The sequence below is a fragment of the Grimontia indica genome (genome assembly GCF_000333895.2).
In the GTDB taxonomy this organism is placed as follows: domain Bacteria; phylum Pseudomonadota; class Gammaproteobacteria; order Enterobacterales; family Vibrionaceae; genus Enterovibrio; species Enterovibrio indicus.
The window spans coordinates 65,643-86,220 of record NZ_ANFM02000011.1 but is presented as its reverse complement, the minus strand read 5'-3'; the positions used below and the strand labels follow the sequence as shown (position 1 = coordinate 86,220).

The 20,578-nt window shown below is 47.2% G+C and carries 19 protein-coding genes; 4 read left to right on the top strand and 15 right to left on the bottom strand.

What is annotated here, in order from left to right; translation table 11 throughout:
- The first annotated feature begins 6 nt into the window (after positions 1-6).
- The 3 genes from D515_RS06560 to D515_RS06550 are packed head-to-tail and all read left to right on the top strand — an operon-like array spanning position 7 to position 2,980.
- The gene (locus tag D515_RS06560) at positions 7-834 is read left to right on the top strand and encodes a carbohydrate ABC transporter permease (protein ID WP_002537198.1); all 828 of its coding nucleotides are present in this window, start codon (positions 7-9) and stop codon (positions 832-834) included.
- Positions 835-836: 2 nt separating this feature from the next.
- Positions 837-1,805 carry a cytochrome c gene (locus D515_RS06555; protein ID WP_002537196.1) on the top strand — a complete coding sequence of 323 codons (969 nt, stop codon included), beginning with the start codon at positions 837-839 and terminating at the stop codon, positions 1,803-1,805.
- A complete protein-coding gene (locus D515_RS06550; RefSeq protein WP_002537193.1) occupies positions 1,802-2,980 on the top strand; it encodes a cytochrome and DOMON domain-containing protein in 1,179 nt (392 codons plus the stop codon). Before D515_RS06555 ends, D515_RS06550 begins: the two co-directional genes overlap by 4 nt.
- Positions 2,981-3,036: 56 nt before the next feature.
- Here the strand turns inward: D515_RS06550 and D515_RS06545 are convergent, their stop codons facing one another.
- The 11 genes from D515_RS06545 to D515_RS06495 form a co-directional block, all read right to left on the bottom strand.
- Positions 3,037-3,762: a FadR/GntR family transcriptional regulator gene (locus D515_RS06545; protein WP_239643949.1), complete on the bottom strand. Its 726-nt coding sequence runs from the start codon at positions 3,760-3,762 to the stop codon at positions 3,037-3,039.
- Between the two features lie 243 nt (positions 3,763-4,005).
- Positions 4,006-6,837 carry an FAD-binding and (Fe-S)-binding domain-containing protein gene (locus tag D515_RS06540; RefSeq protein WP_002537190.1) on the bottom strand — a complete coding sequence of 944 codons (2,832 nt, stop codon included), beginning with the start codon at positions 6,835-6,837 and terminating at the stop codon, positions 4,006-4,008.
- Between the two features lie 2 nt (positions 6,838-6,839).
- Complete coding sequence (locus D515_RS06535; protein ID WP_002537189.1) at positions 6,840-7,514, bottom strand: LutC/YkgG family protein; 675 nt, start codon at positions 7,512-7,514, stop codon at positions 6,840-6,842.
- Complete coding sequence (locus tag D515_RS06530) at positions 7,511-8,941, bottom strand: LutB/LldF family L-lactate oxidation iron-sulfur protein (RefSeq protein WP_002537187.1); 1,431 nt, start codon at positions 8,939-8,941, stop codon at positions 7,511-7,513. Before D515_RS06530 ends, D515_RS06535 begins: the two co-directional genes overlap by 4 nt.
- The gene (locus tag D515_RS06525; RefSeq protein WP_002537185.1) at positions 8,938-9,711 is read right to left on the bottom strand and encodes a (Fe-S)-binding protein; all 774 of its coding nucleotides are present in this window, start codon (positions 9,709-9,711) and stop codon (positions 8,938-8,940) included. The genes D515_RS06530 and D515_RS06525 overlap by 4 nt, the downstream gene beginning before the upstream one ends.
- 206 nt (positions 9,712-9,917) lie before the next feature.
- The gene (locus D515_RS06520) at positions 9,918-10,742 is read right to left on the bottom strand and encodes an HDOD domain-containing protein (RefSeq protein ID WP_039849709.1); all 825 of its coding nucleotides are present in this window, start codon (positions 10,740-10,742) and stop codon (positions 9,918-9,920) included.
- 135 nt (positions 10,743-10,877) lie between these two features.
- Complete coding sequence (locus D515_RS06515; RefSeq protein ID WP_002537180.1) at positions 10,878-11,597, bottom strand: DUF3581 family protein; 720 nt, start codon at positions 11,595-11,597, stop codon at positions 10,878-10,880.
- Between the two features lie 78 nt (positions 11,598-11,675).
- Positions 11,676-12,125 (bottom strand): NUDIX domain-containing protein, encoded by a 450-nt coding sequence (locus D515_RS06510; RefSeq protein WP_002537178.1) that lies wholly within the window; start codon positions 12,123-12,125, stop codon positions 11,676-11,678.
- Between the two features lie 81 nt (positions 12,126-12,206).
- Positions 12,207-13,835, bottom strand: coding sequence for a sensor domain-containing diguanylate cyclase (locus D515_RS06505; protein WP_039849708.1), 1,629 nt, complete (start codon positions 13,833-13,835; stop codon positions 12,207-12,209).
- On the bottom strand, positions 13,819-14,115 hold the full coding sequence (locus D515_RS06500) for a hypothetical protein (RefSeq protein WP_239643948.1): 297 nt from the start codon (positions 14,113-14,115) through the stop codon (positions 13,819-13,821). The genes D515_RS06505 and D515_RS06500 overlap by 17 nt, the downstream gene beginning before the upstream one ends.
- Positions 14,116-14,254: 139 nt before the next feature.
- Positions 14,255-15,508, bottom strand: a complete 1,254-nt coding sequence (locus D515_RS06495) for a porin (RefSeq protein ID WP_002537173.1) — start codon at positions 15,506-15,508, stop codon at positions 14,255-14,257.
- Positions 15,509-15,721: 213 nt separating this feature from the next.
- On the opposite strand from D515_RS06495, the gene cobB reads away from it, so the two are divergent.
- Complete coding sequence (cobB, locus tag D515_RS06490) at positions 15,722-16,438, top strand: Sir2 family NAD+-dependent deacetylase (protein WP_002537172.1); 717 nt, start codon at positions 15,722-15,724, stop codon at positions 16,436-16,438.
- Positions 16,439-16,488: 50 nt separating this feature from the next.
- Here the strand turns inward: cobB and D515_RS06485 are convergent, their stop codons facing one another.
- From D515_RS06485 to potA, 4 genes are all read right to left on the bottom strand, one after another.
- On the bottom strand, positions 16,489-17,529 hold the full coding sequence (locus tag D515_RS06485; protein ID WP_002537170.1) for an extracellular solute-binding protein: 1,041 nt from the start codon (positions 17,527-17,529) through the stop codon (positions 16,489-16,491).
- Positions 17,530-17,651: 122 nt separating this feature from the next.
- The gene (potC, locus tag D515_RS06480) at positions 17,652-18,422 is read right to left on the bottom strand and encodes a spermidine/putrescine ABC transporter permease PotC (protein ID WP_002537168.1); all 771 of its coding nucleotides are present in this window, start codon (positions 18,420-18,422) and stop codon (positions 17,652-17,654) included.
- Complete coding sequence (potB, locus tag D515_RS06475) at positions 18,419-19,276, bottom strand: spermidine/putrescine ABC transporter permease PotB (protein WP_192815496.1); 858 nt, start codon at positions 19,274-19,276, stop codon at positions 18,419-18,421. Before potB ends, potC begins: the two co-directional genes overlap by 4 nt.
- The gene (potA, locus tag D515_RS06470) at positions 19,260-20,375 is read right to left on the bottom strand and encodes a spermidine/putrescine ABC transporter ATP-binding protein PotA (protein ID WP_002537165.1); all 1,116 of its coding nucleotides are present in this window, start codon (positions 20,373-20,375) and stop codon (positions 19,260-19,262) included. The genes potB and potA overlap by 17 nt, the downstream gene beginning before the upstream one ends.
- Between the last annotated feature and the right edge of the window lie 203 nt (positions 20,376-20,578).

Here is a 20,578-nt window from a genome sequence, read left to right as displayed (position 1 = left end):
TGGGACATGAAACGAAGCACAGTAAACACGGTCCTGTACTACTCGGTACTCCTCTCACTTGTCGTTTTTTCATTGGGGCCGATCGTCCTGATGTTCATGACGTCTTTCAAGTTGAAAGTGGACATCATGAGCGATAGCACGGCATGGTTTTTTATTCCAACGTTGCAGAACTACGCAACTATGCTTGATGACCGTTCGTTGGTGAACAACGTCAGTAATTCACTGTATGTGGCTATCGTATCAACTGCGATAACGTTAGTGGCGGGTTGCATGGCAGCTTATGCCATTGTGCGGTATCGGTTCTTCGGCAGGGATGTGGTCTCAATGACGACGTTGGTGATGCGAATGGTTCCACCGGCTGTGTTGCTGGTTCCTGTCTTCGGTATATGGACTTTCGATTATCAGATTGATGGCACTCTCAACGGTATTGTTCTCATCTACACAGCGATGAACTTACCATTTGTTATATGGATATTGCAGAGCTTCATTACTCAGATACCCATTCAGTTAGAGGAAGCAGCAAGGATGGATGGTGCAAATCCCTTCCAGGTTTTTTTCCACATCATCTTGCCCGTGATTCAACCAGGTTTAGCCGCAGCTTCGATCTTCACATTCAGAATTGCATGGAATGAGTTCCTTATTGCCAACGCTATTTCGGACCGAAGTACGAGGACAACCCCCGTGTATATTGTGAATTCATTGACGGAATACAACATTGACTGGGGGGCCATCATGGCCATGGGTGTGCTGTTGGCGATTCCACCCATCATCTTTACCTTTATTGCGTCGAAACAGATTATCTCGGGGATGACTGCCGGTGCTGTGAAGGGGTAGCAATGAGGTGGTTGTTAGACAAACTCGCTATCAAACCTCTGTGTCGTTGGCAGAAAAGGGTGATTGCATTTGCATCGATTGTGTTAGCCATGGGGGCGTGCATATTTGTCACGTTACTCGTTTACCCCAATATCGCTATAGATGCTAAAAATCCTGATCTCGCTTTACTGACCCCAGACATAAAAAATGGCGAGTATGTTTATCATTTGTCCGGATGCGCAGCGTGTCATACGGGTTTGGGGAATAGCGCAAAAGCTGCAGCGGGTGGGAAGAGGATAAAAACGCCATTTGGGACGCTTTTATCTTCCAATATCACGCCGGACGAGTCCTTTGGTATTGGGAAATGGAGTGTCGCCGAGTTTGAAGGGGCGATGAGAAAGGGTATTTCACCTGATGGTCATTTTTACTATCCGGCATTTCCATACACCACATATTCGCGTATGAGCGACCAAGATATCGTTGACCTTAAAGCATATATCGATGCCAGCATTGCTCCAGTGGCCGAAAAAGTAGAAGAGAAGGAACTCCCGTTTCCCTTTAGCATCCGCTCTGGGCTAGGAATTTGGAATGCCCTCTATGCCGGCCACGACGACATCGCTTTTTCATTGAGAAACTCGGTATCTCCTGAACTATTGCGTGGAGCATATTTAGTGGAAGCACTGGGCCACTGTGGCGAGTGCCATACCCCAAGGGATGCTTTGGGAGGCATTGTGCGTGACGAATGGATGCATGGTGTGGAAATAGGAGAATTCAATCCAGCGCCGAGTTTGATGAATTCCTCAGATGCGCTCGGAGAGTGGTCCAAAGAGGATTGGCGTCGCTTTTTGAAAACAGGGTTGTTACCAGACGGAAACTACACTGGTGGAGAGATGGCACTTGTGGTTGACGAGATTACCTCAAAGCTCAGCGATGAAGACGCGAATGCAATGACGGCATACTTTCAGTCACTTCAGGAAGGAGGAGAACGGTGAAACTTTTACTGACAATTCTTATGCTGTTTTCTTTCTTATCTAATGCAGAGGAAGCGACGCAGTGTAATACGTACCAGAATCAGGCAAGGCTTATCGACAGTGACCTCACTCTCTGCTGGTCGTTGGATGACGAGGCCATAAAAATTAAAGCGTTTCATCCTGGCGAAGTCTGGATTGGACTTGGCTTCGGTAAGACGATGACAAATGCCGATGCGGTTATTGGATACATAGATAAGGCTCTCGTTGTGGATAGTCACATGTCGGGCAGACTTCAGGTCGATATCAATGACGACCCTGAACAGAATATCACCGGCTCATCCATTGAGTTCAAAGATAACGAGACCATACTGGTATTTGAACGCATGCTGGATACCGGCGACAGCATGGACGTGGTGATTAATCCATCTCAATTTACTGACTTATTGTGGGCCGTTGGTGGGAACAAGTCGTTTGGCCTCCACCCAGAATATGGGGTACAGCAAATTCATTTTGAGAGTGGTGAGCAAACGCAAAGAAGCTTTTCAAACCTTATTATCCTTCATGCGCTTTTACTGGTACTGAGCTGGGGGGTCTTGTCTCCAATCATTATTACAGTCACACGTTATTTCAAGGTTACCCCTGGGCAAAACTTTCCAATTGCTCTCGATAACAAGTTTTGGTGGGTCACTCACTGGTTAGGTCATGCCGGTGTTATTGTTTTGTCTATCATTGCATTTGGATTAAGTGTTTGGAGTATTGGCGGTTTTGACCTTTCAACCCTACATGCAAAGGTAGGCATAGCAGTGTTGGCACTATCAGTTATTCAGGGAGGATATGGCTGGGCAAGGGGAACAAAAGGAGGACCTGTTGATGATGACGGGAATCCTGTGCCCAGAAACATGTGGTATGGCGATCACTACAACATGACGCTGTATCGTCGGCTCTTTGAGTGGTTACACAAATCGATGGGCTATGTTGTTCTAATAGTCTCACATCTATGTTTGTACACAGGATTCTTTCTCTTCAACCTTGGCGCCTGGGCTTATATTTTGTTGCTTGTTATGGAAGTATTCATGGTTGGTGCGTATGTGCTATTCAGTCTCCAGCACCGTTGGATAGATACGTACCACGCTATATGGGGCTTTAGCCGGTCTCACCCTGGCAACAGATTTAGTAAGCGGCCATACGAAGAGTAATATACCCAAACTCGCTGAAGCCTACATCTCCAGGTTGTTTGGGTATCTCTACACGCTCAAAAACCACTTTTACCACGCATTACCTCTAGTGTAGTGTCGTAAACGCTATTGAGGTGGTTGACCATCATCTCTTCCGCTCTGTCTGGGTCTCGGTTTTCTAAAGCCTGATATATCCTCACGTGTTCTTTATAACTCTTCTCGATGCTTCCATCGACAGACAGCACAACGCGCCTGAATTGAAGGCCAAAGGCATAGAGCTCTTGGGCGTATTTGTTGAGTAATTCGTTAGGAACGCATTCGGCAATTAAACGGTGGAACTGTTTATCAGACAGTTGAAAATGGACGGGTTGGTCGAAGAGCTTTTGTTGTTGTTCAAGCAGCGAGGCCATGGTCTTGAGGCCAAACTCATCGATATTCAGAGTCGCTTTTCTAACGATCGCCCGTTCAATGATTTTTCGGGTTTCAAATACGGTATCTATATCATGATTGTTTATCTGAAGATCTGACAGGCTGGGATTCAGCTCCTGACATTTTTGTAGGAGGTCTGTTGTTCTGTTAATGGTTGTTTTTGCACCGTGTGAGATGTTAAGCAAGCCGAACTCGGATATCAGCCCTAATGAGCCGCGAACCGTTTCTCTACTTACACCAAAAGTGTTTGAGAGTTCTCGTTCGCTGGGGAGCTCGTCACCGTCTCTCAATAGTCCAGTGAAAATCATTTCCAATATTTTTTCAGCAAGAATTTCTTTTTTGGTTTTATTTCTTAGTTTGTGTTCATTATCCAAAAATAACAGAGACATAATGGGCAAGCCTTTTACTTTCTTCGCGATAGCGTCGACTAAAAACAAAAGCAGATTGATGGTTAACTGGTCTTTAAAGCATACCAGAAAACGAATGGATTTTTGTAGTACTTGCGAGATTTGTATGGATATAAATTGATCAGGCGTGATCGTGATGAGGAGACAGTTAAAAGAGATAAAGAGCAGAGACGTTGTCCGCTGCTCTTTGGTGAGTAAAAATCAATCTATTTAGTTTGTTGGCGTGGAAGCCTCATCCAATAGGTACAAGATGTTGCGATATGGAATACCGCTGTGATGAGTTAATCCAATCTCACACGTTCTACTGTTGCTGAATCCCCGCATACAACCATCTGGTATCTGAGCTTTGAGCGGTGAAAGAGCAGACTCATTGAGCTCAGGCGTGAAGAAGCCTTTGTCGCCAGCAAAGCCACAACACTCAATATGCTCAGGCACAATCACTTCCTTTGCGCACGCTTTAGTGGCTTTGAGCACAGTCTCTGCTAATCCCATACGTCTCGAACTACAGGTGATATGAAGCATGACGGTTTCATCCAGTGGCTGGATATCCAGCTCATCAATAAGGTGCTTCAGGATAAAGCCTGCAGGCTCCATGATATTCATGGTTTGGGAAAAGTGTTCCTTACTGAGTTTGGTGCAGGGACTGGTATCCATCAGAACCGGGAGTGTCCCGTGCTGGCTGGCATGCCAAAGTACGGCTTCCAGTTCTTGGCTTTTGTTCTTGGCGATAGAATTCATGCCTTTACTGTCATAAGGCATACCGCAACAGAGAGATTTGAGTGAGTTTGGTGTAATGACTTGATATCCCGCACGCTCAAGAAGTGACAATGTCACCTCAGTCAGTGAGCGTTTGTCATCACTGGTCACTTCATTGCCCATATTGCGTGAGGCACAGGAAGGGAAGTAAACGACTTTTTTCTCTTTAGCTATGGCAGATGGCTCGACTGGGGCACTATTAGCAACAGGAAAGCTCTCATGCCACCTTGGGGTTCTCCCTTTGGTCAATTTACTAAGTCCATTGACGGTCGAGCCGAGCGCTTTTTGGCCCAGCGTTTTCTGCATCACTCTATTGGCGCTTAGACCGAATCGAGTCATGGCTGTAACTGCGGAGAAATGATCTGCCGTCCAAGTCGCAATCGGCGTGAAGCGTTTGTACTTTTCTGTGCGTACTTTCTTGATGAGATCGCCGGTATTGATACCGACAGGGCAGCGGTCAGCACATAACCCCGTTGCGGCGCAGGTATCTACCCCCAAGTAGTCGAATGCCTTTTGAAGCTCTGCGTGTCTTTCTGTATTGCCTTCGCGCTCGAGACGGCTCAACTCGCGATAAATAACGATACGTTGACGAGGTGAGAGCGAAAGGGTTCTCGAAGGGCAGACAGCCTCACAGAAGCCACATTCGATGCAACGATCAACAAGATCATCCGCTTTTGGCATGGGTTTCAGGTTTTTTACGTGAGCATTAGGGTCATCATTGATGATCACGCCGGGATTAAGCAACCTTTTGGGGTCGAACAAGGTTTTAATGCGTTGCATCAGTGAATAGGCATCAGTTCCCCATTCTAATTCGACATAAGGCGCCATGTTACGGCCTGTACCGTGTTCTGCTTTCAAAGAGCCGCCATATTTCACGGCAACGAGTTGCGCTACGTCGTCCATAAATTTGCCATAGCGTTCAACTTCTTTTTCGCAATCAAACCCCTGTGTGAAGACAAAGTGCAGGTTACCCTCAAGTGCATGGCCGAAGATGATAGCTTCGTGGTAATCGTATTGGGTAAACAATGCCTGCAGTTCACGCACGCCTGATGCTAGACGTTCAACGGGGAAGGCGACATCTTCGATAATTACCGTTGTACCCGCTTCACGGACAGCGCCAACGGCAGGGAACATGCCTTTACGAATCCCCCATAATGTTGCGACGGTGTGAGCGTCTGAGGTGAATTCGACTTGATGTGGCACTTCATATTGAGCGATGGACGAGAGAATAGCGTCGCATTGCTGGTCGAGCGTTTCCTGATCCGCGGCGCGGGACTCCACCAGCAAGGCGCAATGTTCGAGCGTTAGCGACGGCAGAAAGTCTGGCATGTTGGGCTTGTCGGCTACGGAGCGCAGCGCGCGCCCATCCATCATTTCTACCGAAGAAACGGGCGTTTTAGAAAGGGCGGTGACGGCATGGGATGCGGTTTCGATATCGTTAAATACCAACAAGGTTGATGCTTTGTTCGGGTGCTCCACCACAGTGTGGTAAGTGATCTCTGCAATAAAGCCCAATGTGCCTTCAGAACCCACCATCAAGTGCGTGAGCACATCAATAGGATCAGTGAAGTCAATCAAAGCGTTGAGTGCATAGCCGGTGGTGTTTTTTAAGCGGTATTTATGAGCGATACGTGACTTCAATTCGTCATTCGCGTTCACGCAATCACAGAGTGACTGAATACCTTCAATCAGATGCTGGTGGCTTTGTTTAAATTGGTCGATCGATTGGCTATTTGCAGTATCGAGAAGGGCTCCATCGTGAAAAACGATCTTCATCGACTCGACGGTTTTATAGGTGTTCTGTGCAGTACCACAGCACATGCCACTGGCGTTGTTCGCCGCAATACCTCCGATTTTGCAACTATTGATAGAGGCAGGATCTGGCCCGATCTTTCGGTCAAAAGGGGCGAGATAGCGGTTGGCATCTGCACCGATCACACCTGGCTGTAGCCGGATTTTCTCACCGTCTTCGAGAATGGTGTGGTTACGCCAGTTATCTGTGAGCGTAATTAACACCGAATCAGACACTGCTTGACCGGAAAGGCTGGTGCCTGCCGCGCGGAAGGTGAACGGAACATTCAGTTCGCCGCAGGTTTGAATGATGAAAATCACATCCTCTAAATCATCCGCCTGCGCGACAATTTTAGGGATTAAACGATAGAAGCTGGCATCCGTACCATAAGCTAAACGACGGGTTTCATCCGTGATGAGGCGTTGCAGTGGAATCCTTTGTTGCAGCGCTTCATGAAGGGTATTGTAGATTGAGTCAGCCAATGTTTGGCTCATGGTTACTCCTTAACCAAAATCAGGATCAGGCGCTTCGGTCCGTGAGCGCCGTAGGCGAGTGTCTGTTGGATATCTGCTGTTTTTGAAGGGCCAGAAACCAATACCAAATTGGTTGGTGGTTGGGTCTCCCATCCCGCTTCTTTCCAAAAAGTAGAAGCCATTAACTCGCTGAAATTAGACACAATGTCAGATTCATGAAGGATAGCAATATGAACAGGGGGAACCAGTGACAGGGCTCGCGGTTCGTCTTCGCCAGTAACAATGGCGAGGGTGCCAGTATCGGCAATAGCGGCTTTAATCACATTAACGCTGGCATCGACCTCTTGGAACAAGGTGGTTTTCAGCGCTTCCATAGTTTGGTCATATTTCATCGCCGTTGCGTTAGAGCATTGATTTGCGACGGCCTCCTTCAACGGACTGTTTTTCGAAAACAGCACTTTGCCGAATCCATTACTTTGAATGCATTCTGTCAACGCAGTCTCAATGCTTCCTTTCTCGGTGCGGATAATTTCCGTGTGGCTTGCCTCCATGCATCCCAGTAAGCGTTCAACGCGTGTTTGACTGTTTTCCGATGACCAGGCTTGCCACGCTGGCAATTCATTGCTTTTCGGCGCTCGTGGTGCCGCGTTCAACTTAGCGAAGATTGAAGCGCGGGCTTGTTGACTCTGTGCTTTCATTTTTGGCCTCCGTTGCGCTGTGCGAGCTTGGTTTTAAGCGAGGTTTTGGCGAGTTTCGGCTTCACGCGACACTGCGTCCAGTTACCGAGATGATTCGGGATGAGTCCGTTCATCTTTCTCGCGGCATCGAGGCCTGAGTGGTAGAGCGATGGGTGAGTGGCGGCGAAAGCGAAACTTTTCATCGCAGCCTTTTCTAGCGTATTGCTGGCCGCATTTTGTCCCTTTAAAGCATCATGACTCGTTTCCGGCTTGTTCTTAGATTCCTGACGCAAACGCTGGAGCAGGGAAGGGATAGGAATGCGAACCGGACACACTTCCTCACAAGCACCGCATAAACTGGATGCGGTAATCAGCTCTTTGGTACTGTCTATTCCCATCAGATGCGGAGAGATAATCTTCCCTATGGGGCCAGGATAGACTGTTCCGTAGGCGTGGCCGCCAATGCGGGTATAAACCGGACAGTGGTTCATGCAAGCACCACAGCGAATACATTGGAGTGTTTTACGCAGTTCTTCGTCGTGATAAGCCTGAGTCCGGCCATTGTCCAACAAAATAAGGTGGACTTCTTTAGGGCCATCGAACTCGCCCTCTTTACGTGGACTGCTGATCATATTGAAGTATGTTGTGATGTTCTGGCCAGTGGCGGAACGGGTTAGGGCACTGTAGAGCGGTGGTACGTCAGACAGGAACTCGACCACCTTTTCGATACCTGTAATGGCAATATGGACGCTGGGAATAGTGGTACACATGCGACCGTTGCCTTCGTTCTCGACCAAACAAAGTGTGCCAGTTTCAGCGACTGCAAAGTTAACACCTGAAACACCAATCTCAGCTTCTTGATAGGCCTCGCGAAGAGCATTGCGGCCAGTTTGAATTAAGGTATCGACATCTGTCGTTGGCTTAAAATCCTCGAGGTTATGCTCGAAGGTGTCCGACACCTGCTGCTTGTTCTTGTGAATCGCGGGCATGATGATGTGCGAAGGGGTATCTCCATCCAATTGCACAATGTACTCGCCCATGTCGCTTTCCAAACAGCGTACACCTTGCTTTTCCATGTGGTGGTTGAGGGCAATTTCCTCACTCACCATAGATTTCCCCTTCACCATGAGCGTGGCTTGGTGTTTCTCTGCAATTTCACTGAAAATTGCATTGGCCTCGTCTGCATTGAGTGCCCAATGAACATGAATGCCGTTACGGGTGAGCTGAGTTTCTAGCTTATCCAAAAGCTCTGGAAGCTTGCTTAAACAGCGTTGACGAATGGCTTCAGCCCGGTCACGTACGGCTTTCTCTTCGGCTGCATCAGGAAAGGCGTCACGCCGTTTGCCACGAAGGTAGTCCATCGCTCCACGGAAATTCTGTCGAAGCTCTTTGTCACCCAGCGCTTCTTGTGCCTGCAGGTGGAAATGTTCAGGCGTATTGTGACTCATTGTTCACCTCCTGCGGTTCTGGTGCGCTCGGCCAAAAAACGGGCGATATGTTTACCCTTGAAGGTTTTGCCTTTGTATTCCAACGCGCCATTGATATTGAGCATGCAACCCCAATCTGCGCTGACGAATTCAACGCCGCCGGTGTTTTTCAGGTTGTTTGATTTGTCATCCACCATGGCTTCACTGATGTTCGGATGGCGAACAGAGAAAGTGCCACCGAATCCGCAGCACTCTTCTTCATACTGGGGATGTTTCACTTCCACATTGTCGAGTTGTCCCAGCAAATGTGCGGTGTAAACGTGTACGTTCATTTCTCGTCGTGCGGCACAAGAGGTATGCATAGCGACGGTGGTTTGTTCTCCTTGGTCTTTGAATTGTGCGCGACAGACATTGGCCAGAAACTCGGTGAGCTCAAAAACACGTGCCGAAAAAGACTTTGCGGTAGCTTCAAGGGGATGATCTTTAAACAGGCGAGGATAGTGATGAACCATCATGCCACCACAGGAGCCGGAAAGAATGACCACGGGAATGTTTTCTGGAAACAGAGCCATTTGGTGTTCAGCAACGGCTCTGGCTTCTTCCGTATAGCCCGAGCTGTAAGCAGGCTGTCCACAACAGGTTTGTTTAGGAACAAACTCGACGTCTATGCCTTGTTGCTCTAACAGAGATATAGCATCTAACCCAGTGTCAGGGTCAAAAGCATCCACCAGACAAGTGGCGTAGAGGTAAACCTTCCGTGGCTTTGCAGGGTAAATCCGAGGTTGTTCCATTTGCTGTCCTCGCGACATTGCTTTCATTGAGTTCTAGTCACTCTTTCGGAGACTGGATTTTCTAATTATTAGAATTTGAGAATATGCACCGACCACCTTTCGATAAATAGCATTAAATGAATTTATTGTTTCCAAAAATGCCTTAATGGATGCTAGATGTGCGAAAAGCGCCAAAAGGCGCTTTTCAAGGTGTTGTTGGGAAAGGCCTACAGCAGCGAGTCTGCCATTTCTCGACCTGCACCGCGGATGTCATCTATGGTCTCTACAATGCTTTCATTCAGGCCAAGCATGCTGTATTCCAGTTGATGATTAAGCCAGGTTATTTTGGCTTCGCCATCTACAAGATCATCCCATTTATCATCGACTTTTGATGAGAAGTTGATAATAGCAGCCAATTGAGAAAAGTTGTCGCCTTGAACAGCCCCGTATTGGTGAGCGATTGCATCGACGAGGGTATCTGCGAATTTCCAACTTCTTGCCAGTTGACCGCCAAGCTCTGCATTGTCGGTATTTAGGACGATTTGTTGCGCCTCGGGCTTGGTTTTACCCGCTTCCATGTGTAACTCCACCTTCTGGGCTTTATCAGGATAAACGGTGTAAATCAGCAGGTCGCCGATGTTATGAAGCATACCCGCCGTAAAGGCTTCGTTTTGGTCCGCCTTCAATTCTCTAGCCACGGATTTACATAAGGTCGCGACTTCGAATGTGGAGCCCCAAAAGGCATTTAAGTCCAGTCCTTCAATTTTGGGGAAGGTACTCATCAGCGCTGATGCTGTCACCAAGGTTCTAATTGGGCCAAGTCCAAGGCGAATAACAGCTTCGTCGACGGAACTAACGCTTCTTCCACGTCCAAAATGAGCAGAATTCGACAGGCGTAACACGCGGGCACTGATCACCTGATCCATTGCCATTTTTTCAGAGATTTGGTTCATGTCAGAACCGTCACTGTTCACCAAATCCATCAGTTCCTGAACGACCTTTGGAATCTTTGGGAGCTTATCGATATGAGAGAGTAGATTCGCAGTTGCCATATTTAACTCCAGCGCGCTATTGATAAGTTAAATATAGAACAGTGTGTGAAAAGTGTGACTAAATATTGAACATAAGACATTGACGCAAATAAAAAACCCCGAATGAATCGGGGTTCATATGGTATGTCGTACAGGTTATGCAGGCAGTTCTGATAAAAATTCGGATTTTCGGCTGTTAAATTTATCAACTAGCGCATCGACTGCTGTTGTTTCAAATTCTCTTAAGCCGCTACACACCATTTTCTTTTTCCCTTCGCCAATCACTTCACCATTTTCTTTAAAGGCGAAAGCCAAAATGACAGCTCCACGCTTACCTGAAACTTCCATGCTGGAGTGGGTCAGCTCTACAGTAGGGTTAGAGAAATTAAGGTGCTTGAAATTGAGCTCCATGCTCTCATACATCACCAGCGGGCGGTCTGGATTGATCATCATGCCGCTTTCTTCCATCAAAGGAACCATGATGTGTGGAAAGTTCATGCCGGAAAACTTCACATAGTTTTCAGCGACGTTTGCCGCAAGCTTCTCGTCAACAAGGTTTTCACCTTCACGGTGCATGGTGAGATAGCATTTATCATTCGCGTCGACCACATCGAGGTTCCCGTTGTCGTCTTCACGAATATTGAGACCAAGGTTATCGGAGATCATGCCTGCGAAGCTCACTTTCATGTTCTGACTGATACCCGCTTTTGCGAGGAGAACAGAGAACAGAAGGTCACCAGGAACACAGAATCGCTTCGAGTCTTCATCGTGTATTGGGTTAAAGTCACCGGCAACGAGTTTGGCGAAATGGCTGGCTTGCTGGCGAGTGAAAACGAACTGGCCATCTTTTTGGCTGAAGTAGTTATTTAACTGCATGATCTCTTTTGGTGGATGTCCACTGTTAATCTTGCTGGGCATTGTAACTGAGTGAATAGTACTAAATGGTCTAGCCAGTTACAGAATGTGTCCTTGATATATGCGATCGAAGGATTTTGTTTGCAGTGCTTTGACCATGGTTTTCGGAAAAAACAATAATTCAGGCAACTTATTAAGAGGCATCCAAACCATTCCAATCTGGTCTTTGTCGAGTTCGGAGGCTTCTGTTACCTGACGAAAGTTAGTCGCTTCCACAAACAATTCAATTTGATGAAGGTGTTTAGGAAGGTAAGTGGTGTCTAATTCATCAGCAATGACTTCGCGAACAAACAGAATGTCTCCCATGTCTGCTTCGCCACCGGTTTCCTCTAGCAGTTCTCGTTTAAAGGCAACGTCCAGCGTTTCATTGTGTTGTATACCGCCACCGGGAATGATGTACCAAAGGCCGCGTTCATCGCGGTGTTCAGCCAGCAAAATCGTATTTTCGTGATAGCAGACAGCCCGCACAGACACTCTAAGGGGATGCATCAACAAGCTTCCATTCCATTTGAAGATTCAAGGCAGAATACAGAGTAGGAGAGTAAGGGTCTATTTCCTTGTTGAGATAGTTTAACGATTTGCAGATGCGGTCGCTTCTTCTGCTGTATAGAAACGGAAGAAGTTTTTACCGTTATTTTTCACGTAGTACATGGCTTCATCGGCTTGTTCAATGAGAGCACTGATGGTCTCATCGTTATCGGGATAAACACTGATACCGATACTTGAACCGACACAGGCAGTCTGTTCGTGGCCGATTTCTACAGGAAGGGCAATCTGGAACTGGAGGTCTGACGCGATATCAGACACGGCCGTTTCATAATTCGGGTTGTAAGAGAAGCCAATCAAGAACTCATCACCGCCCCAACGGGCGACGACATCTGATCCACGGAAGAATTGCTTGATGCGTTTAGCAACTTCAATAATCACCTTATCACCCGCATCATGCCCGTATGTGTCGTTAACATGTTTAAAGCCATCCAAGTCAATCATCAGTAACGCAAACTTACGCTGTTTCTTTTCAGCTTCTTCCAGAGACACTTCCAATTTCGCCATGCCAGCCCGTCTGTTGAGCAGTTGGGTAATTGGGTCATGTTCTGCTTCATAGATAATGTTTTGCTCTCGTTCGGCGCGCTCGGTGATGTCATAAAGCACGATTTCAAGCAGGCTATCATCGGGATTATTAATGTCTTCGACTTTTGAAAACAGACAATGCACCCAGCGGTCGGCGGCACGGACTTTGTGTTTAAGTTGAATGTCCATGGCGCTGAACTGGTTACCTGGCTTGAGCCAAAACTCTTCAATGAACTCTTTAATTTCGGCAGGGTCGTTGAAGTAACTGGTGAAGTCAGTCTTATTGAATCGCTCTGCATCGACGATAAAGGTTTGACCAAGCAGCCTAAGTAGCGCTGGATTGGCAACGATGAGTTTATTGCTGGCATCGATTAAACCAATGCCGGCACTGGCGCGCTCGAATATAAAGCGGAATTTTTTAGAGAGATTTTCCGTTTCTGCCCTTAGCTCCCGCTCATTGTCTATCTGGTTGTTTACGGCGTCTAACAGGCCATTGATGTCGCCAACCAGCGCACCTATTTCGTTTTCTTTGTGGCCGATAGGCACATCAATCCTTGTGGCGTCGCCGGGGGTTATTAAGTGGAAGCGGTTCGCGATGTTTTTCATTGGCTCCGTCAGGATGCGGTTGACGATAACCAGAGTAAGCAGGGCGATGATCACCGAATAGAAAACCAGTACGATAACCTGAATCTTTGCCAACGATATCGCATTGTTTTCGATATACCTTTGGTTTGGGTACACCAAAAGATCACCAACGAATTCGTTTTCATCAAAAGGAGAAATAATAGGAAAAATGATGGCTGTGTCGGTTTGGTCAAGTTCGCTGTTTCCGGAAAACGAGGCGGATAACCCATCTTGGCTAGTTAGTCGCGCGGCAGAAATAATGTCATTCGCCTCAAGCCCTCTAAGTACTTCTTCTGCCAGTTCTTTGTTACCTAAATACATCGCTATCGAGGCAGTTTGCTCAATGGTGGTGATAACCTGGCGTATCTGGCTGCGTGACCGGTCAACTTCCTGGTGGTAGGAGATGTAGAACCAAGTGATGGAAGCGAAGATCGAGAAGAGTAGCGCCCCTGTGGCCACCCCGGTGGCAACCCGAATGTGTATGCGTTTATTGAGTATTTTCAAATCGATATACCACTTTCAAACCATCAACCAGATCGGCTTCGTTGATATAAGCAATCGCATTCTTGTTATCTTTTACTAAAGCAATGACGTCAGCGGAAGAACGAACGGTCTGTGGAGGCTCTGACTTACCAGTAAAAAGTAACCTTGCCCAGTAAGCGTTAATTTGCGCAGCTGATTTGCCGACTAGCATCCGATAAAAATACTCACGTTCTTTGCTTTTTTCGGGAAGATCGGTTGTGTTCGCTGATTCTCCATTTGGATAGGAGTTGTAACGACCCATGTACAAATCTATCAACTGCCGAGAGGACAAAGAGCTTAGCGGGTTTTCTGCATTCACAACCACAACCAACTCTGCACGGACTCCTGGAGACCATGCTAGCCATATCAATGTGAGTATCGCGAATACAAATCTTTTCATGTCAGAACACAAAACTCAGGCTTATAGAGAAGGTATCGATGTATTCAGGTACTGGCTTTGTTAGGCTTTTTTCAGTTACTGACCAGCCCCCGATCCTATCGTTGTTCAACCAAGTTCTTTCTATTTGTCCTTTTAGTGATAGCTGTGGATTGATGTAATAACGCGCTCCAACACCGAGCGTCTCCTGGTCGATCACTCGTGCATCTAGGTTGGACTTGATTACCCCATATGCAGAACTGATCTCTGGCACTGATAAAACGTTGCCAGGTGGTGGTTCTAATTCGTAGAAGTTGCCTACTGATTTTGCTTTTGAAACGAAACCGTAAATGGTGAGGTCATCAACTGTTTTTCCAAGGCTGGTATATCCCGCCATCAAATCTGGAAAGAAAGGCCAGTCTGCATCCGTATAACTCAATTCGGTTTGTACGTTCCAGTCTCCGGTTTCATATTGAGCGCCAATCGAATAGTAGCGAAACCATGTTGATTCAAATTCAAAGTCCTGCAATGTGCCTTGAAGTGAGGGCCACGCTGCTAAAATTTGCGTGTTCCCTCCAGCTAAAGCGATCAAAGACGCCGCTGGGTTTCCCTCATCAACTTTGGCCGAGGCTGCCGACGCTGAGAGGTTCCATAGATCAGACAGAAAACTAACCTTTGCTCCCACCAGAGGTGACAATGTCACCTCGTACGAGCTAAATACGGTGTTTATGGATACTTCGGACTGCCCACCAAACACTTTGGCTTCTATGACGCCATCTGCGAATGGGGTGGTGTAAGCAATGTCACCACCATTCAAGCTGGTAACAGGAATATTGGCGTAGAAATCCGTGATAGGCTTTGTCCATAGGTAAGCAAAACCTACATCGCGGTATTCTGACAACATATAAATCGGAGTGGCGATACGTCCGACTCTGACGGTCACATCTGGAGAGATTTTGTATCGAAGAAAGGCCCAGGTAATGCTCTTATTTAAATCGTTTTCTATGCGTTCCTGAACAACCCCCTGAATCACGAAGTCCCAATTATCGAAGAGATTGGCATTAAGTTGTAATCCGACCGCAGAACCCGCTTTAAGGCTCCACTCGTCAAAGACACCTTCTTTGGTTAGGTCATAAACGAAACCAAAATCTTCGGAGCCTGAGTGAATGGCAGATATATTTCCGAACCCACTGACCTTGACGTGCTCATTAGCCGCAGCATGACCTGAAGCTAATGTAGCTGCTGAAGCGGCAAGTAATGTGAGTTTGAGCGGTCGCAATTAGTCGTTCCGATTCATGTTTGGGACACTTATTAAATATAAGACATATTTCTGGTTTCTCTCGTTAAATCTTGTTTTATGTGGAATTTCGACCATGGTCTAGTCCCGTCACCCTGTTTTGCCAATACCAACAGTGATATAAAGGATTAAAGCGCTAGCCAAAGAATGACACGAATAAGCGCGCAGAAATCACGACCAGAAAGGAAGCCCAACATGCAATTTCCCTATAAAAACATTGTCATATTGACTGGTGCAGGTATCTCGGCGGAGTCGGGGATTCGTACCTTTCGGGCGCAAGATGGTTTATGGGAAGAGCATCACATCGAAGACGTTGCCACACCGGAAGGTTTCGCGAGAAACCCAGCATTGGTGCAAACCTTTTACAATCAGCGACGCCGACAGCTTCAGTCTGGTGTTGCTCCCAACCCTGCTCACGAAGCATTGGCAAAGCTGGAACGGGAGCTTGAAGGTTCGGTGATGGTCGTTACGCAAAACATCGACAATCTTCATGAGCGCGCAGGAAGCGAAAACATTATCCATATGCATGGCGAATTATTGAAAGCGCGCTGTAGTGGCTCTAATCAGGTGTTGGACTGGAAAGATGACATCATGGTCGATGACCTATGTCATTGCTGCCAAATGCCATCGCCCATGAGGCCACATGTTGTCTGGTTTGGTGAAATGCCACTTGATATGGACAAGATCCATACCGCTTTGGTAGAAGCAGACCTGTTTATTTCGATTGGTACGTCGGGCTCTGTTTATCCTGCTGCAGGGTTTGTGCACGAAGCGGCCATTAATGGTGCGAGAACGATTGAAGTGAATCTGGAGCCAAGTGCAGTAGAGAGCGAATTTGATGAAAAGCGCTATGGAAAGGCGAGTATTCTTGTACCAGAACTGGTCGGGGAGATCTTGGCGCTTCAGGATTAACTTGCCGTTAACAATAGATTAAAAAGCGGCCACTGGCCGCTTTTTGTGTGTTACTGACCCGCTTTCAACTTCTGGAAGTACTCTTCATAAAGCACATTCGCTTCGCCAACTGAGCTTTGCCATTCACCTTTTTCCATCACATCTTGTGGTGGATAAACGCTTGGGTCGTCTTTGAACGCCTTCGGCAGGAGAGGGTAAGCCGCTTTAACCGGTGTTGGGTAACCGATTTCGATAGCCAGTTTCGCTGCATTCTCTGGACGAAGCAGGAAATCGATCATCTTGTGTGCAGCGTCCACGTTTTTAGCCGTTGCAGGGATCGCGAGGCTATCCATCCAGAAAATCGCGCCTTCTTCCGGCCATACGATGTCTACAGGTGCGCCTTCGCTACGAGCGATGTAAGCAGAACCGTTCCAAAGCATACCCAGTGCAACTTCACCTGCCATATAAGGGTTTGCTGGGAAGTCTGAGTTGAACACCAGCACGTTTGGCATGATCTTCTTCAGCTCTTCGTAAGCCGCTTTGATTTCTTCCGGGTTGGTGGTGTTAGCCGAGTAGCCGAGTTTGGTCAGAGCGATATGGAAGAATTCACGAGCGTCATCCATCATCAGCAGTTGGCCTTCGTAGTTAGGACTCCAAAGGTCGGCCCATGAGCTAACAGAATCTTTTTCAATAAAGTCTGTATTTACACCAATACCTGTAGCGCCCCAAATGTAAGGGATAGAGTATTGGTTATCTGGGTCAAACGGCTTGTTCAGGTTGTTTGGATCAAGGCCGTCGAAGTGGCTAAGTTTGCTTTTATCGATTTTTTGCAGCATGCCTTCGTCGCGCATCTTCTTCACATAGTAAGTCGATGGCACAACCAGATCGTAACCTTCAGGGTGTGTTTTCAATTTTGCATACATGCTTTCATTTGACTCGTAGGTTGAGTAAATGACTTTGATGCCAGTTTCCTCTGTGAACTGCTCAAGCACTTCGGTAGGAATGTATTCAGACCAGTTGTAGAAATAGAGCTCTTCTTCTGCAATCGCAGCGTGAGAGAAAAGAGAGAAGGACAGTGCGCTTCCCAGCACAAACTTAGACCAGGGTTTCATCGACAACTCCTGTAGTTTTTCATTGGTATTATTGAGAATAACGGGTGGTTCAAGCCATCCGTGACTGAAAAATGCGAAAACAACAGAGGGGAGCAACCTTCAAGATTGCTCCCCTCGTATCATTATCGCACTTTGTCGCGTGCCAGCATTTGAGAGCAAATAACCAGCACGAGAGAGACGATAAGCATCAGCGTCGCCAGAGCATTCACTTCCGGAGAAACGCCAACCTTAACCATTGAGTAGATTTTCAGTGGCAAGATTTCATAGCTTGGACCCGTCACGAACGAACTAACAATGACGTCGTCCAAAGACAGGGTAAAGCTCAACAACCAGCCCGCAGCAACCGCAGGTGCAGCTAGAGGCAGAATGATTTTCGTCAGAATCGTCCACTCGCTCGCAGCTAAGTCTTTCGCTGCTTCAAGCATACGCGCATCAAAACCATTCAGTCGGCTGTAAACCGTCACCACTACAAACGGCAAACAGAAAGTAATGTGCGATAACAGCAGGGTCAGGAACCCCAATTGCGCGCCCATCAACACGAACAGCGCCAACAGCGAGATTGCCATCACGATGTCAGGAGACATCATTACCACGAACAGCATGCCATTCACGAAGCCTTTACCGCGGAAGCGATAGCGGAACAGGGCAACAGCAGTCAGACTGCCGATAACTGCCGCTGCAGTTGCAGAAAACACTGCGATTGTCAGTGAGTTCCACGCCGCCTGCACCAGGCTGTCGTTATTCAAAAGCAGGGTGTACCACTTGGTAGTAAAACCCTTCCACTCCATACCGAATTTACTTTCGTTAAACGAGTTAACGATAAGAATGACGATAGGGATGTATAAGAACGCATAGACCAGCGACATAAAGCTGGTACGGAAAAACTTACTCATTCCAGCTCTACCTTCTTGTTAATCAGTTTGCCAACACGCCAGTAGGCGAACAGCATAAGACCCATCAATACAGTCAGGGAAATACTCGCTGCTGAACCAAACGGCCAGTCACGAACATTGAGGATCTGACTCTTGATGACGTTACCAATCAACAGGTTCTTCGCGCCGCCCAGTAGGTCAGATACGTAGAACATACCCAATGCTGGAAGCAGAACCAGAAGACAGCCAGCGATGATGCCCGGCATGGTCAAAGGTAAAATAACTTTGATAAATGCCTGAAGCTTGCTTGCGCCTAAGTCTTTCGCCGCCTCGAGGTAGCTGTTGTCCAGCTTCTCGATGCTTGAGTAAAGCGGCAGAATCATAAATGGCAGCAGGATATAAACCAGGCCAATCATCACCGCATACTCGGTGTACATAATCCGTAGTGGCTTGTCGATAATGCCCAGCGTCAGCAGGCCTTCGTTAAGCAAACCACGGGTACCCAGGAAAATTTTCAGGCCGTACGTACGGATCAGCGAGTTAGTCCAGAAAGGAATAATCACCATAAACAGCATCACAGGACGCCATTTCACTGGCATTCGCGCAATAATGTACGCAAACGGGTAACCAATCAGCAAACAGAGCAGGGTAGCAATGGCCGCCATATAGAATGAATGCCAAACCACCTTCGCGTAGAGCGGGTCCATCAACTTGGCGTAGTTGCTCAAGGTGAAGGTCATCTCAATCAGGTTTGCGTCATCGCGGGTCAGGAAGCTGGTGACAATAATCATCAGGTTCGGGATAAACACGAACAGCAGCAACCAACCTACAATCACGCCAATGATGGCGTTTTGGAGATTAAGCTTCTTCATCAGGCAGTACCACTTCCCAGCTTTCAACCCAGGTAATCGCGACTTTCTGATCCAAAGAGTGGTCTACATCTGGATCATCTTCGTTGAAGAATTCGCTGACCATGACTGACATGCCAGATTCTAGCTCTAGCACTGAATCCAGCGTCATGCCCTTGTAGTTGCGCTCGCGAACGTAACCGATAATGCCATTACCAGAATCTGCCGCTTCGATTTCTTCGATACGCAGATCTTCAGGGCGAAGCAGGACCTTCACGCGGTCACCCGCTTTAACGTCCAACTTACAGTAAACCTGACATTCACGGCCTTCGATGGTGGCAGTAATGCGCTCTTCATCAATACGGGCAATAACATCAGCGTCAAACACGTTGATTTCACCGATGAAGCGAGCAACGAATAGGTTTGCTGGTTCTTCGTAAATTTCACGAGGTGTGCCGTCTTGAACCACTTCACCGGATTTCATTACGATGATGCGATCGGACATCGACAACGCTTCTTCTTGATCGTGAGTAACGAAGATGAAAGTAATGCCAAGCTTACGCTGGAGTTGTTTCAGCTCTATCTGCATTTGCTTACGCAGTTTGTAGTCCAGCGCAGAGAGGGACTCATCAAGCAGCAGTACTTTTGGTTTATTCACGACAGCGCGAGCAATCGCGACGCGTTGCTGTTGACCGCCCGAAAGTTGATGAGGTTTGCGTGGTGCAAATTGTTCCAGTTGAACCATGCGAAGGGCTTCCGTCACACGTGGTTCGATTTCACTTTCAGCGACTTTCTGCATGCGCAGGCCGAAAGCAACGTTATCGAACACTGTCATGTGCGGGAACAATGCATAGCTTTGGAAAACGGTATTAACATGACGATGTTCTGCGGGGATAGCAGTAACGTCCTGCTCATCAATGATAATTTGGCCATCGTCTGCATCTTCAAGACCAGCAATCAAACGAAGTACTGTGGTCTTGCCACAACCTGACGGACCTAGAATTGTTAAAAACTCACCGTTGTTAATTTCAAGATCGAAGTTAGAGATGATCTCTTTACCATCGAAGCTCTTACACAGTCCTTTTAACTGGACAACGGGTTTTTTAATTGGTTGTGTTGCGTTCAATTCTACTCTCACTCCTTACACCACGGGCGATTAGCTAAGTAAAAATTCCCCTAAAAATTAGACCGCGCATGATAGACGTGCGAATCATGAAGTTAAAGCGTTTTTTTGTGTTTTATCGGGAATTTTTCGCCCTGAATTGACGCGGCATAAGAAAATGTAGAAACCGCGAACAAAACCGATTCTTGTGACCTGCATCATCCATT